This is a genomic window from Levilactobacillus suantsaii, from assembly GCF_004115745.1.
Lineage (GTDB): Bacteria > Bacillota > Bacilli > Lactobacillales > Lactobacillaceae > Levilactobacillus > Levilactobacillus suantsaii.
In genome coordinates, this window is the sequence record NZ_QXIL01000002.1 from 115005 (window position 1) to 129289 (window position 14285).

Genomic DNA, 14285 nt, shown 5'->3' on the forward strand with positions numbered 1-14285 from the left:
GCGAGCCTCCCAGAGTAACCCTATTTAGTTCATAGCTTAAGCTAATTCGTTACCCGCAAACTGACTGTTGTACAGGTCGGCGTAGAAGCCCTTAGCCGCTAACAGACTGTCGTGGTTCCCCGTTTCAACGATGTGCCCGTGGTTCATGACCACGATGTTTTCGGCATTTTGAATCGTCGACAACCGGTGGGCCACCACGAAACTAGTCCGACCGGCCAGTAACCGCGTCATGGCATGTTGAATCAGCATTTCCGTTCTGGTATCGACGGAACTAGTGGCCTCATCCAAAATCAAGACATCTGGATCAGCGACAAAGGCCCGCGCAATGGTCAAAAGCTGCCGTTGCCCCTGCGAAACGTTGCTGGCTGCTTCGTTTAAGATGGTATCATAGCCATCCGGCAATTGCCGAATAAAGGCATCCGCGTGGGCCGCCTTAGCCGCCGCGTAAACTTGGTCCGCCGTAGCGTCTTCCCGACCGTACTTGATGTTGTCGAAGATGGTTCCAGTAAATAACCAGGTATCCTGGAGCACCATGGCAAAATGTTGCCGTAAGTCGCGCCGCGGCACCGTATTGGTGGCTTGACCCCGGTACTTGATTTGTCCCGAGTCCACGTCGTAGAACCGTTCCAATAAGTTGATGATGGTAGTCTTCCCGGCCCCGGTTGGTCCGACAATGGCTACCATTTCACCCGGTTTGACCGCGAGATTAAAGTCTTCAATCAGTGGTTGGTTCTCCACGTAGCGGAAGTTCACGTCATCAAACTCGATGACGTTCCCACTTGCCGCGGTCTTCGCCGGCAACTGATTGTGGGCCGTTTCGACCATGTCGTCTTCATCCAAAACGGCAAAGACCCGTTCGGCAGAAGCAATTGTGGCCTGAATGGTGTTGGTCAAGTTAGCCATCTGGGTGATGGGTTGCGAGAACTGGTTGGTATATTGTAGAAACGCCTGCACGTTCCCTAAGCTAACCGTTCCGTTAGCGACCTGAATCCCCCCGATAACGGCAACGGCCAGGTAGTCCAAATTCTTCACGAAGTTCATCAACGGGAAGATCAGACTGGAAACAAACTGTGCCTTCCAGGCCGACTTGTAATACTTCCGGTTATGGTCTTCGAATTGTTTTTGCACGTTGTCTTCCTGGTTAAAGGTCTTGACCACCGTATGACCAGCATAAGTTTCTTCGACCGTGTTGTTCAATAACCCCAGGTTCTTCTGTTGACTGGCAAAGAAGCGTTGTGATTTCGGTGCCACGATTCCTACGACCAGTAAACTCAGCGGCACGGAAACCAACGCCACTAGGGTCAACCAGCCACTAATCGTGAGCATCATGTACAGCACCCCGAAGAAGGTCAAGATACTGGTGACCATTTGGGACAACGTTTGTTGTAGCGTCCCACCGATATTATCCATATCATTGGCCATCCGCGACATTAAATCCCCGTTACTATGGGTGTCGTAAAAGCTAAGGGAGAGGCGTTGCATCTTGTCCTTTAAATCACGCCGTAATTGGTAGACCACCTTTTGGGCAATCCAGTTCATGATGACTTGCTGGATAATCCCGAAAATGGCCGCGCCCACGTAAAGGGCCGCTACGACTAGCAGAATGTGGCCAATCTTCCCAAAGTTAATCGGTAGGCTGTCCATCCCAATGCCCGCCTTCAATTGTGCGGTCCCTTTCATGACCCCTTTAAAGAGTTCTGTAGTGGCTTGGCCTAAGATTTTCGGTGTCCGAATCTGTAAAATCACGGAAGCCGCCGCAAAAATCAGAACCACGATGATACCGGGAATCCAGTGTTTCATATACCGAAAGAGGCGGCCCGTCGTCTTCCAGAAACTTTGTGGCCGTTGCTTGGTGGCCGATCCACGTCCATTACGCATCGACGGCATCCCCCTTCCGTAATTGTGACTCAAGAATTTCTTGGTAAGTCTGGTTGTTGGCCTTTAATTCGGCATGCGTTCCTTGGCCCACAATGCGACCCCCATCGATGACCAGAATCAAATCAGCATCGGCGACGGTCGAGACCCGTTGCGCGACAATCACTGTCACGCCGTTTTGAACCTGTTGATCCTTCTTCAACGCTTGCCGCAAGACAGAATCGGTCTTGAAGTCCAGTGCCGAGAACGAGTCGTCAAAGACATAGACGCTGGCCTGCTTCAAAATGGTCCGAGCAATCACTAGTCGTTGTCGTTGCCCTCCAGAGAAGTTATCCCCGTTTTGTTCCACGGTTGCATCCAGTCCACCGGCTTCCTGTGTAAAGTCAGCGGCTTGGGCAACCTGTAAGGCATGCCACATCTGATCGTCACTGGCATCTGCTTTGGCAGTTAGCATGTTGCTGCGAATCGTCCCGGAGAAGAGTACGGCTTGCTGTTGCGTGATCGAAACGGCGGCGTGTAGTTCCTTTTGACTAACCGCCGGCAACGCGGTCCCGTTTAAGCGGATTTGGCCACTTTCTGGGTCAAAGAGGCGCGGAATCAGGTTAACCAACGTCGATTTTCCGGAACCGGTCCCCCCAATGATGGCAACGGTTTGGCCCGCTTTAGCCGCAAAGTTGACGTCAGCTAAAGCCAGCTTTTCCGCACCCGTATACCGAAAGTTCACGTGATCGAACGTTAAACTAGCCGTCTGGTCCGCAAACGTCATCGGCTGGTCGGCGTCATTGATCTTCGACTTCAAATCCATCACTTCGTTGATCCGGGCCGCTGAAGCTTGCGCCCGTGGCACGAAGACGAAGACCATGGAAACCATCATAAAGCTAATCAGAATCTGAGTCGCATACGTCATGAAGGCCACTAAGTTCCCCACGGCCAAGGCCTGGTGGGCAATCAATTGGCCACCATACCAGACGATTCCAATATTGGTCCCGCTAATGATCAAAGTGATAATCGGGAACATCAAGGAGACAATCATGAAGACCTTAATCCCGGTTTGGGTGTAGTCTTGGTTAGCCCCTTCAAAACGGTCCTGTTCAAATTTATCCTGGTTGAATGCCCGGATGACCCGGACCCCGGTCAGGCCTTCCCGAAAGATCAGGTTGATCCGGTCAATCTTCTTTTGCAGGCTCTTAAACAGTGGTACCGCAAAATACATAATCGCGATGGTAAAAATTGCTAAGACTGGCAACGCCACTAAGAAGACCAACGTTAACCGCGGGCTCTTCAGATAGGCTAAGATGCCCGCTCCCACTAACATAATGGGCGCCATCAGCATCATCCGCAGCATTTGCACCATGACGTTTTGAATCTGGACCACATCGTTAGTGGTCCGCGTAATCAAAGACGCGTTCCCAATGGTTTCAAATTCCTCCGTTGAGGACAACGTGACCTTGCGGAACAAGTCCGTCCGAATCCGTTGGCCCATCTTTTGAGACTGAGTCGCTGCGTAATACACATTACCAGCCGCCCCCAGTACCCCGATGAAGCTTAAGAGCAACATTTGACCACCAGTTCGCCAGATGTACGCAATATCGTTATTCGCAATCCCTTTATCAATAATATTGGAGGTTAATGTGGGAAGCGACAGGTCACAGGCGACCTGAATGATCAAAAACCCTACCGCGAGGGCTACTGCCCACCAATTAAGGTGTTTTCGGGCAAGTCGCATCATTTGATTTTGGCCTTCTTTCTCGTATGATAAATAAACTAATAGATAAAACTACATATGCGACGATTATACTCGTCTCTTTACCGTTTGCAATCATTGACCGTTTGGGCTAGGCTGATAATTTAGTTGAAATTTGGTACAATGTAACCACTGAAGGGAGCCGAGACTTGTGGCTAGTAATTCTGATTCGATTTACAACGTATTGACGTATATTCATCGCCATCCTAACCGGGTAGGCTTCATCGCGCAACGCAACAGTAACGTCGTTTCCATCAGCGTTCCCGATACAGTTCCCGTGGCCAATCCAGAAATCTACTTTCCCACGGAACGTTTAGTCGTTAACCGATTAAACGAGGATTTTTTAGCCATGCACGGGGAACTCCTTGATGATTTCTTTGACCGAACAACCAGTTCCAAGCCCGATTACCAAAACGTGTGGATCACCACGGGTTATGTGGCTGCCCAACACGCCTACTTGGTCGAGCTGTCCTTTGAGTAATCCAAATTCAATCTCGCTGTGAATAAAAGGGCCCGGGAAATTTATTTCCGGGCCCTTGGTGCGTTAATTTTAACTCAAGAGGGCTTTAGAGGCCCAGATACCACCGGCAATCAAAGCGGCAATCACGACAAATTTCAATAGCGCCGCAAAGGCCAGTAGCACGATGGCTCCAATGACTAGGGTCCCTACCAGCCCTAAGAGCCAGCCGGCCAGACCAAAGACTAGCCGTAAAATTGGAAACAGTAATAAAAGCATTAAAAAACCAAAAATCATTCTAGTCCCCCTTTACCTTAAACTTCAAGTCAAAAGTTATTCCGAGATGTCCGTTTGCCACGGTGTTGTTGTAATCTGCATCCGGCCATTCCGTTTAGAATGGTAGAGGTTGGCGTCCACCCGCTTGTAGAAGTCGAGTGGCGTCTGGTCCTTGACCGTCAGTTCGGAGACTCCCAGCGACAAAGTCACACTAATCTCCTGTCCATTATAAGCCACTGCTTGGTTGACGATACTGTTAAAGACTTGTTGGGCTACGGGATGCGCTTGACTGGCTGTATAATTAGGAAGAATAATGTTAAATTCTTCGCCTCCAGTTCGGTAAAGCGCAATCCCCGGGTCCAAACGTTTCAACGTCACGCTGACCGTCTTAGCCACGGCCCGCAACACCTCATCCCCGGCCAAATGCCCGTAGGTATCGTTCACGTGCTTAAAATGGTCGATATCGAACATAATCATCGACAAATCGTGGTGCCGGGACACACTGCGGTAGAACTGCCGGCCGATGGCGCGGTCATAGGCGGCATAATTTTGCACCTTGGTCAATGCATCCCAGTTTGCCGAACGAAAAAGCCGATCTTTGATGTGCCGATCCTGATTTTGAATCCGAAAGTACCCATACATCAACACGGCAAGCAAGAAAAAGTTAATCAACTCTTCCATCACCGTTGACCAGGACAGATTAAGCCGTAGCTTAACGATTCCCCAAAGAATGGCACCATTGATCATGGCCAACGCAATGTAGCGGGTAAACGGCCAGCGCCACATATGGACCCCTTGAATATAGGATTCCACGTAAAACGCCGCAAAAACGATCATGTACACCCACGACAGCGGCTGGGCAACGTTGCCGTTCAAAAACATAAAGCCGACTCCCAACACACAGATCATCCAGTACGGGACCCGTAATTGCAAGAAGTAAGCCGTAAACATTAAAATCAACAGTTGAAAATTAGTGAACGTCCAAGAAAGCTGGCTGTCTCGGACCAATAATTGGAGTGCAAAAACGGCAATAACTGCACACCCCGCCCCAATCCAGGTCTGCACCCGCTTGGTATTGACGGGGCGATTACGGGCTTCATACCAAGCTGTAGTCCAATTGTAGATTGACCAATAGAGTGTGATGACCCCGAGGACAAAAAAGACACTTGTTATAAAGGGTGGCACTAACCACATTGACCAGGTCATTTCATCAGACTCCCCGTGTATTGTCGTTCAATTTCTTACCTCATTCACTGGCAATCAGCGCCCAACTGATTTTAAGGCCAAAATAGGTAAGTTTACTGATTACATTTACTATAAATCAATTCATATAATAAAGCCATAAAGAATTATATAACGGACTATATTAAATAGACCATTAGCTGACAATGAGCCTGTTTTCTAATCAAATCATCAGCCAGCTCTATGGTTTAACGGCCAAGTACAGTATGATAGTTACTGAACAGCCATACAAGGAGGAATCAAGTCCCATGTATCGTTACTTTATCCAACCGCAACTGGACGTTTCCAACCAATCACTGGTTGGTTACGAATTACTCATTCGTCAAAAGCGGGCCGGTCAATGGGTCCTCCCCCACGACTTTGGTGCCATTCCGATTGCCGTTCAGAGCGACTTGATTCGCCAGACCGCGCAGAAATTGCGCTTAAAGATTGGCTCGGTCTCATTCAACACGAACCAAGCCCAGTTTATCGATCCCCAGATTGCCCAAGCCATTTTAACGGCGCAACAACAAATCTATCCCGTGACCCTCGTCTTAGAAGTCACCGAGGAACCCACGACCGTAGCCGTCACCACCCAGCAGATTATCGATCAGGTACGCTTCTTTCACCAACGCGGCATCCAGCTCAGCCTCGATGACGTGGGGACCGGCCTCAACACTTACCCACACTTGAAACCAATCCTGGGCGCTGCCAGCGAGGTGAAGTTTGCCCTCCAGAACTTCCGGCAAGCTCACCGTGAAGCCGAAATTCCCACAGCTTTAAAATTTTGGCAAGAAGTCGCCACTCGTGAGCATTTACGCTTTATCTTAGAAGGTGTAGAAACCCCCGCCGAAGACGCCATGGCTAATCAATTGGGACTTAATCTCCGCCAGGGATGGTATTACGGCAAGCCCCATCTTTTCAAATTAACGTCTACTGATTAGACTGTAAACCAAGCGTCCCCCCCTAATTGACTTTGACCGTCCGTTTTGGCCCCCTTGTAGACAACGAATAACTTAAAAGTGCACCGCCTTCAAATGGATCTTCCATTTAAAAGCGGTGCACTTTCGTATTTAGTCTAAACTCATTAACTTTTTAGTAGCTTGTTATTGGCCACCACCTGGGCCGCCGGTACCTCCAGCCCCCCCAGTGGTGCCGGTACCAGTACTATTGCCTGGTGAGATAGCGGTCGACCCCGTCGTCGTAGTGGTATCGGCGGTGGTCATAATAGCGATTTTTCCTGTTTTGGCATAGGCCAAGCTAAGACCGTTACGAATATAGTTCGTGACCCGTTGGAGTTCCGATTTCGTCGCAACTTCCATACTTTGCCCGTTCATCGTTTGACTGCTTCCCTGGATATGGGTCGTCTTGATGTGCTTAAGCGCCGTACGGTAATTCTGCGCCAACGCCGTTAAATCATTAAAGGTCAAATCAGTTTGCGTTTGCTTCGACAGCGATTGGATAAACGATTCGTTCAGTAGTGTCGATACTGATTTACTTTGCTTCAACAGGGCCATGATGACCTTTCGTTGCCGCGTCTGCCGACCATAATCCCCTTGCGGATCATCGTCACGCATCCGGGCATAAGCCAACGCTTTCTTCCCGTTCATGTGGGTCTTGACACCCTTTTTAAAGGTGTACCCGCCATAACTAAAGCTCAAAGTTGGCTTCAAAGTCACACCACCGACTTCGTTAATGATTTTTTTCATTCCGCCCATGTTGATAATGGCGTAGAAATCAATGGGGACGTTCAGCATCTTTTGGACCGTGGTAATGGCGGTCTTGGACTTGCCCCAAGCGTACGCCGCATTCAATTTAGCGGGTGACTGGCTGGTGTACCCCGGAATATTGACCGCTAAGTCACGGGGCAAACTGGTCATCGTGGTCTTCTTGGTCTTAGGGTTGATGGTCACCACCATCATACTATCGGTTCGGCCCTGAAAGTTTCGGCCCAACGCACCGGTGTCGGTCCCCATCAACAAAATCGAAATCGGCTTTTTCTTCGCCAATTGTTGACTCACGTTCCGCAGTTTAGTAACGCCCGACGCCTTATACGACTTCTTGACGGAACTTTGCAAGTTTTGATATTGATGGGCGCCGTACGCGACACCACCCACGACCAGCACCAAGATGAGTGCTAAAAATGTTTTGAGCCAGGGGTGTCGATTTCTTCGTCTACGTTGCATGTTGCCATCCTTTCAACCACCGGCTTGCGACCACCGGGGTACACATAATCTAAAAATGATTGAACCCGTCCATTATAAGCGGGATTCCTTAAGTCTTCCTAAGCTTGTCCTGACCTTAATCAAATTCCAAGGTTTCTAAAACAATGATAAAATGATTAGATTATCATAATATTTTAATTATATTTTAACCAGTTGTCAAGCACCATTGGGCTATCAAAAAACCACGTCGTCAGCTGACCGTCCTGCTAAAAACGGCTACTCTAACCACGTGGTCGGTCAGCTCGTTTTCCTAGGAGCTGACTAGTGTATTATTTCTTTAATGTTTCGTCAAGGGCCTCGACTTGTTTGACCGGTCCCACCACGGTCAAAATATCGTGTAATTGCACGATTGCCGTGGGGTCCGGGGAGATGTCAATCTTTTGGCCCCGTTGAATCGCAATCACCGTTAAATCGAAGCGTTGGCGTAAATTCAACTGAATCAAATTTTGGTTGACGAAGGTCGGATCCGTGATGACAACTTCGGCAAGGGTGTAATCCTTGCTCAAGTCAATAAAATTCAGAATATGGTTCGACAAGAGTTTACGGGCGATGCCCCGGCCCATGTCCCGTTCGGGGAACACAACCTGGTCGGCACCCACTCGTCATGGTCGGCCGTTTCGGCCTTGGCTATCACTTTCTTGGCCCCCTGTTCTTTAGCCAATAATGTGGTGAGGATACTGGCCTCCATGTTGTTCCCAATCCCAACGATGACGTAATCAAAGGTATCGATATTCAACCGCCGTAAGACCTCTTCGTCACGCGTGTCCGCAATTAGAGTCTGTGTGGCCACATCGACTAACTCGTTGACCCGTTCCTCGTCAACATCAACGGCTAATACATCTTGGTGCATATCGACCAACGTTCGCACGACTGCTTCGCCAAAGCGTCCTAAGCCCAATACCGCACAGTTTTTTCGCAATTTTGCCACTCCTTAACCAATTAAAATGTTTTCTTCCGGATACCGGATACGGTTGACCCGCGTCTGCCGCTTCGACAGTGAGTACAACGAGGTAAAGATACCGACCCGGCCAATAAACATCAATAAAATAATCACGATTTTGCCCACAGCACTTAGATCCGGGGTCAAGCCCATGCTTAAGCCTACGGTCCCAAATGCGGAGAGGACTTCAAACACAATGTATTCTAGTCCATACCCGCGCGGAATCTTCTCGGTCTGCGTCAAGATCAGCGTTGCAACGGCAATCACGATACTAGCCAAAAAGACTAACAATAGCGCCCGGCTGATGTTGGCCTGGCTGAAGCGCCGGTGACTGAATTCAACGTCGTCCTTACCTCGCAACTGGGCGATACTTTGGAGCATCAACACCCCAAAAGTCGTGGTTTTAATCCCACCGGCCGTTGACCCGGGCGTCCCCCCAACAAACATTAAAATCATAATTAAGAAAATACTCCCAGCATGTAGTGAGTGTGTCGGTAAAGTAATAATTCCCGCCGTCCGGGGCGTCACACTCAAAAATAAAGTGTTCAAAACCCGATTGGGCCACGCCATTTGGTCCGCAAAGCGGCTCAAGTTCCCCTCGGTCACTAATAGGGCCACAAAACCAACCACGAACAACGTTCCCGTGGTCACCAGGGTCAATTTTGAGTTTAAACTGAGGCGCTTACGCTCATGGTAGAGCAAGAGATCGCGCCAGACCAAAAAGCCCAGGCCCCCACTAATAATTAAAATAATGGTCACGATGAGTAAGTACGGGTCGTGACGAAATCCTTCGAGACTATTACCGAAAACGTCGAAACCGGCGTTACAAAAGGACATCACTGAGTGGTAGACCGATACATAAAGGCCGCGTCCCCAACCATACCGGGGGACGAAATCTAGGGCCAAAAGTCCCACGCCACCCACTTGAAACGCTGCAGATAACCCAATGACGTATTTCATCACGCTCTTAGTATCACTCAGTGTTTCTAGGTTCAAAGATTCCTTGACCATCAGTTGCGTTGATAACCCCATATTACGATGGCGGCGAATCAAGTTAAACAACAACACGGCAAAGGTCATGTATCCTAGGGCCCCGACTTCGGCCATCCCCAAAATGACCACCTGACCAAAAATCGACCAGTGGGTGGCTGTGTTCACCACAGTCAAGCCCGTGATACAGGTTGCTGACGAGGCCGTGAAGACGACGTTCAGAAAGGATGTCTCTTGGCCGGTACGGGTCGCCGCGGGTAAACTTAATAAGATGGTTCCCAGGGCAATAATCAGCACGAACCCAAAGACCATTTTTTTCGAAAGCGTATCTAAAAATCGCATGTGCCAAATCTTCATCAAACCCAAGCAAGACACTCACACCCAAATTAGCGATTGAGCCCCTCACTTCACCTCCTAAATCCCAAAATCTGCTCCTCTCAGCTTAAGCCCGAAACCCGCTTAAAAGCAAGGGGATTTTAGCCTCGAAGGCAAGTTTTTGGGCGTCACTTGCCGGCTTTCTTGGTCACCGTCCTAAGTCCCCCGTTTGTATGCCTACTAAGAGCCAAAAGGTCGTACACTACAGGAGAGGTTACTTTTAAGGAGGAAACGCCTATGAAAACCATCACGTTGTACCTTGTTCGCCACGGCGAAACCTACTTCAACGTGTTCCATGAATTCCAGGGATGGAGTGATACCCCGTTGACTAATCGGGGCCACCGGCAGTTGGCCCAAACGGCGGTAGCTTTGCGTCCATTGTCGTTTGCCCGTATCTACACTAGTGATACCAGCCGGGCGATTAGTAGCGCCACGCAAATTCAAGCGACTAACGATTGGCACCTCCCCGTGACGTCTCTTGCCAGCTTGCGAGAACACTTTTACGGCGCGTTTGAAGGTCAACCAGTAGCTTATACCTGGCACTTGATTGCCCAGGCTCACGGCTGGACCGATTACGCCGATTTAGTTGCTCACACTTCAGTCGACACCGCTCAAGATTTACTGCATACCGCCGACCCTGCCCAATTGGCGGAAACTAGTCAGGACTTTTGGGAACGTTTCTTAATGGGCTTAGACCAAATCTACCACGAGAACACCGGTGACCAACCCGTGTTGCTGATTTCTCACAGTTCAAACCTGCGGGCCCTAATTGCACGTTACGCCCCCATGTTGTTGGACCCCCTCACCCCCGAAAACAGCAAGATTACCCGGCTAACGTTGCAACATGACCCCGATTTACACCTGAAGATCGATTACTATAATCGTGACCGGCTTTAAATTTTGACACATTAAAGGCGAGCCCGAATAACCGGGCTCGCCTTTTATTCGCTCATTGTTTAGTTATTTCTGTAAAAATTTTGCCGTATCGTCCCAAGTTTCAATACCACCAGCGATTGCTTGTGGATTGGTTGGGTTATGCCAGGTAAAATCATCATACCAGAGCCCCCGCTTGCCTTGGTCTAACGCTTGAATGGCAGCCACGTCCTCATCACTTAATTCAAAGTCGCCTAATTGGCTGTTTTCAATAATGCGTTTGACGTGCGTCGACTTTGGAATCACGACAATCCCTTGCTGGTAATCCCAACGGAGAATAATCTGAGCAGCCGAGCGCTGATACTTGGCGGCCAACTTAGTGATCACCAGATTATTGAGCGCTTCACCGCCGCCTAAGGGAGACCAAGCTTCCAATTGAATGCCCGCTAACTGCATCAATTGCCGAATGTCCTTTTCCTGGTTTAACGGATTAAACTCCATCTGGTTAATTACCGGCGTGATACTGGTTTTGTCCAGCAACTCACTCAACCGGTCCCGGTCAAAGTTAGAGATGCCGATTGCACGGATCTGACCGTTACGGTAAAGCTCTTCTAATGCCCGCCAAGTATCAATGAAGCGCCCGTCGACTGGCCAGTGAATCAAGTATAAGTCTACGTAGTGTAACCGCAATTGTTTCAAACTGGCCTCAAAAGCCCGGAGCGTGGAATCATAACCCTGATCATCATTTAAGACCTTGGTGGTCACAAACAAATCCTTGCGGTTCAACCCGGTTTGAAGCAGGCCATCTTGAATCCCGGCTCCAACTCCTGGTTCATTCCCGTACTGTTTAGCCGTATCAATCAACCGATAGCCATGTTGAATCGCTTGGCTAACTGATTGAGCAGCATCCGTGTTCGAGGTCTTCCAAACGCCTAAGCCTAGTCGTGGCATGGTGTAGCCATTATTCAAGGTAACCCGTTGCGTTAATACCGAATTTGTCATCCGTCAATTCCTCCTCAAATTAGATTACATCGTTGATTGTATAACTGAAACGTTGTTCCCCGCAACTAAACCGTATCTCAAAAACCGGTTGCTCCGACTAAAAGTCGAAAAACAACCGGTTTATTCTTAACTATTTTGGGCTTTGACGGCTAACTGCCGGTGGAAAATCAGGTAGACTAAGGCGGTCAACGGCACCGTAATCATCAACGCGGGATAAAAAGTAGGCAATGGTAAGGCATCAAACAACGCCCCGCCAATGACTGGCCCTAAAATCATCCCCGTATCCATGCCGATATAAAAGGTACTGTTAGCAAGTCCCTGTTCGTCTAACGGGGCAATCAGCAAAGCGGTAGCCTGACACACAGAGTACATGACCCCGTAGCCCCCAGCTAATCCCGCCGCGGCCAAAACCATCCACCAATTATTCGTCAGATAGGTCAGTCCCATCATACCAATCAAGTTACAAATACTTCCAATCAACAGAAACCACTTAAAAGCGACCCGATCAAAATAGTCCTTAAAGACCAGTCGTACCACCAAGAGAATGATGGCGTAGATGATAAAGAAGCTTCCGGACGAGACTGGTAACTGCCGAGCCGCCACGTACTCGACGATATAGGATTGTGTCGCAAAATACGGAATCGACAACAACATCAAGATGATGGCTATCGGGATGACTTTCGGTTGAACAATTCGAAACCGAGGTTCTGCCGCCTTTTTCGTTACTTGAGTCCGTGGTTGGTACGGGCGACCACGATTGATCACAAATTGAATCAGGATTAAAAGGACCGCACTAAACGCTGTAGAACACAGAAAGGCGACCCGATAATTGACCTGATGGTAGACCCAGATACCCAAAGCGGGCGCCACGGCCATCCCCAAGGCGTTCATCATGCCATAGTAGCTCATCCCCGCCCCCATTCGTTCGCGCGGCAAGAGACTTGAAAACCAGGTAGCCAGGCAAATGGAACTTAACGCAAAGCCGAACCCATGAACGATTCGGAAGAAAACTACCATCCACGGGGCCGTAGCTACTGCGTAGCCAGCCGTGGCCACGACTAAGAGGCCACTACCGATAAACGCCACTTTATACTTGGTAATCTTGTCGACGATTTGGCCGGCAAACGGGCGAAAAATCAACGAGCACACGTTCATTGCGGCCGTCACGCCACCAGCAATCAAGGTACTGGCCCCCAGGCTTCTAGTGAACCCAACGATGATTGGATTGATCAACATTGAGGAACACATATAACAAAAGGTACAAATCAACAAGAGAATAATATCACGTGAAAATAATTTGGTGCTGCCTGTCTCCGACTTACTCACGGTTGGCCTTCTTTCAGAAAAATTTCATCTTCAATATCATACCATACTGACGACGTGACTTTTTTGATGGAAGCGTTGCCGATGATCATCAGGTGTTTTTTTAGTCAAAAAAGGCTCCAAACTAAGGTCCAGAGCCTCTACTTGTTAATCTTCTGAAGTGGTAGTCGTTGCCAATACGTCATTCATATGCCCACTGATAAAACCACCTAAATCCACAGAAACATAATCGTAGCCTAATTGCTTTAGCTTTGTATTAATGGCTTCCCGTTGTGCCATTAGAGCACTCATCTGCTGATTAGGCACCTCAATCCGGGCCAAGTCACCATGAACCCGCACTCGCACGGTCGAGAAACCCAACTGGCGAAGATAGCTTTCAGCTTGCATGACCCGGTCAATTGCTGTCTGAGTCAGCGTTGTATTATAAGGAAAACGGGATGATACACTGCTCGACGGAACTTTGTTCCAATTACTCAAACCATAATCTTGTGCCAATTGTCGCACATCGACTTTAGTAAAGTTTGCAAGAGCTAGTGGACTAACGATTCCTTCTTCATCTCGAGCTTTAAGTCCTGGACGGTAATCCTGCAAATCATCTGCAATAATCCCATCAAAAATGACATCAGCCGGATACTGGGCTTTTAAACCATTCATTCGTTGATAGAACAGCTTTTTAGCGGCATACCAACTATTTGGTGTATTTTGCCGGACATCTTCATTTTTCAAATAAGCCAGCGTTGTGGGAACAACCTGAACACCCAGTTGCTTTCCGAGGGCAACTGCCTGGGTAAATTCTACATCACTAAAGAGCTCTGAATTAGCCACTATGGCAACGACATTTTTAGTCCCATAAGCTGTAATTGCTGCCTGTAAGACCACGGTACTATCAATTCCGCCAGAAAAAGCCACCAAAGCTGAGCGATATTGACTTAACACTGTTTGCAATTGTTCTGTTTTATTTGTAACTACGTCCATGAAAATTCC

At 48.8% G+C, this 14285-nt stretch carries 12 protein-coding genes and 1 pseudogene; 3 read left to right on the top strand and 10 right to left on the bottom strand.

Annotation, left to right across the window (positions count from 1 at the left end; genetic code table 11):
* Positions 1–36: 36 nt before the first annotated feature.
* Both DXH47_RS01530 and DXH47_RS01535 read right to left on the bottom strand, forming a co-directional pair.
* Positions 37–1878, bottom strand: a complete 1842-nt coding sequence (locus DXH47_RS01530; protein ID WP_129031328.1) for an ABC transporter ATP-binding protein — start codon at positions 1876–1878, stop codon at positions 37–39.
* Positions 1871–3604 carry an ABC transporter ATP-binding protein gene (locus tag DXH47_RS01535; RefSeq protein ID WP_129031329.1) on the bottom strand — a complete coding sequence of 578 codons (1734 nt, stop codon included), beginning with the start codon at positions 3602–3604 and terminating at the stop codon, positions 1871–1873. Before DXH47_RS01535 ends, DXH47_RS01530 begins: the two co-directional genes overlap by 8 nt.
* A 166-nt stretch (positions 3605–3770) precedes the next feature.
* Between DXH47_RS01535 and DXH47_RS01540 the strand changes: the two genes are divergently transcribed.
* Positions 3771–4100 carry a hypothetical protein gene (locus DXH47_RS01540; protein WP_129031330.1) on the top strand — a complete coding sequence of 110 codons (330 nt, stop codon included), beginning with the start codon at positions 3771–3773 and terminating at the stop codon, positions 4098–4100.
* A gap of 69 nt (positions 4101–4169) precedes the next feature.
* On the opposite strand, the gene DXH47_RS01545 is transcribed toward DXH47_RS01540, so the two are convergent.
* On the bottom strand, positions 4170–4373 hold the full coding sequence (locus DXH47_RS01545; RefSeq protein ID WP_129031331.1) for a hypothetical protein: 204 nt from the start codon (positions 4371–4373) through the stop codon (positions 4170–4172).
* Positions 4374–4409: 36 nt separating this feature from the next.
* Positions 4410–5558 (bottom strand): GGDEF domain-containing protein, encoded by a 1149-nt coding sequence (locus DXH47_RS01550; RefSeq protein WP_129031332.1) that lies wholly within the window; start codon positions 5556–5558, stop codon positions 4410–4412.
* A gap of 284 nt (positions 5559–5842) precedes the next feature.
* On the opposite strand from DXH47_RS01550, the gene DXH47_RS01555 reads away from it, so the two are divergent.
* Positions 5843–6517: an EAL domain-containing protein gene (locus tag DXH47_RS01555; protein ID WP_129031333.1), complete on the top strand. Its 675-nt coding sequence runs from the start codon at positions 5843–5845 to the stop codon at positions 6515–6517.
* Positions 6518–6679: 162 nt separating this feature from the next.
* On the opposite strand, the gene DXH47_RS01560 is transcribed toward DXH47_RS01555, so the two are convergent.
* The 3 genes and pseudogenes from DXH47_RS01560 to DXH47_RS01570 all read right to left on the bottom strand — a co-directional run bounded on the left by DXH47_RS01560 (position 6680) and on the right by DXH47_RS01570 (position 10070).
* Entirely contained in the window at positions 6680–7759 is a 1080-nt protein-coding gene (locus tag DXH47_RS01560; RefSeq protein WP_129031334.1) for an LCP family protein, read from the bottom strand.
* 308 nt (positions 7760–8067) lie between these two features.
* A pseudogene (locus DXH47_RS01565) lies at positions 8068–8717 on the bottom strand (potassium channel family protein).
* Positions 8718–8729: 12 nt separating this feature from the next.
* Entirely contained in the window at positions 8730–10070 is a 1341-nt protein-coding gene (locus tag DXH47_RS01570; RefSeq protein WP_225423477.1) for a TrkH family potassium uptake protein, read from the bottom strand.
* Between the two features lie 270 nt (positions 10071–10340).
* Between DXH47_RS01570 and DXH47_RS01575 the strand changes: the two genes are divergently transcribed.
* Entirely contained in the window at positions 10341–11000 is a 660-nt protein-coding gene (locus DXH47_RS01575) for a histidine phosphatase family protein (RefSeq protein WP_129031335.1), read from the top strand.
* Positions 11001–11063: 63 nt separating this feature from the next.
* Here DXH47_RS01575 and DXH47_RS01580 read toward each other — a convergent pair whose 3' ends face one another.
* The 3 genes from DXH47_RS01580 to larE form a co-directional block, all read right to left on the bottom strand.
* Positions 11064–11978, bottom strand: a complete 915-nt coding sequence (locus DXH47_RS01580) for an aldo/keto reductase (protein WP_170954922.1) — start codon at positions 11976–11978, stop codon at positions 11064–11066.
* 126 nt (positions 11979–12104) lie between these two features.
* Positions 12105–13304, bottom strand: a complete 1200-nt coding sequence (locus DXH47_RS01585) for an MFS transporter (RefSeq protein ID WP_225423478.1) — start codon at positions 13302–13304, stop codon at positions 12105–12107.
* A gap of 144 nt (positions 13305–13448) precedes the next feature.
* Positions 13449–14276 (bottom strand): ATP-dependent sacrificial sulfur transferase LarE, encoded by an 828-nt coding sequence (larE, locus tag DXH47_RS01590; RefSeq protein WP_129031336.1) that lies wholly within the window; start codon positions 14274–14276, stop codon positions 13449–13451.
* Positions 14277–14285 lie beyond the last annotated feature (9 nt).

What these genes read in the sequence shown, in the direction of transcription:
- DXH47_RS01530 (WP_129031328.1), bottom strand. Translation starts at nt 1,878, where the DNA reads ATGCGTAATGGACGTGGATCGGCCACCAAGCAACGGCCACAAAGTTTC.
- DXH47_RS01535 (WP_129031329.1), bottom strand. Translation starts at nt 3,604, where the DNA reads ATGATGCGACTTGCCCGAAAACACCTTAATTGGTGGGCAGTAGCCCTC.
- DXH47_RS01545 (WP_129031331.1), bottom strand. Translation starts at nt 4,373, where the DNA reads ATGATTTTTGGTTTTTTAATGCTTTTATTACTGTTTCCAATTTTACGG.
- DXH47_RS01550 (WP_129031332.1), bottom strand. Translation starts at nt 5,558, where the DNA reads ATGACCTGGTCAATGTGGTTAGTGCCACCCTTTATAACAAGTGTCTTT.
- DXH47_RS01555 (WP_129031333.1), top strand. Translation starts at nt 5,843, where the DNA reads ATGTATCGTTACTTTATCCAACCGCAACTGGACGTTTCCAACCAATCA.
- DXH47_RS01560 (WP_129031334.1), bottom strand. Translation starts at nt 7,759, where the DNA reads ATGCAACGTAGACGAAGAAATCGACACCCCTGGCTCAAAACATTTTTA.
- DXH47_RS01570 (WP_225423477.1), bottom strand. Translation starts at nt 10,070, where the DNA reads ATGCGATTTTTAGATACGCTTTCGAAAAAAATGGTCTTTGGGTTCGTG.
- DXH47_RS01575 (WP_129031335.1), top strand. Translation starts at nt 10,341, where the DNA reads ATGAAAACCATCACGTTGTACCTTGTTCGCCACGGCGAAACCTACTTC.
- DXH47_RS01580 (WP_170954922.1), bottom strand. Translation starts at nt 11,978, where the DNA reads ATGACAAATTCGGTATTAACGCAACGGGTTACCTTGAATAATGGCTAC.
- larE (WP_129031336.1), bottom strand. Translation starts at nt 14,276, where the DNA reads ATGGACGTAGTTACAAATAAAACAGAACAATTGCAAACAGTGTTAAGT.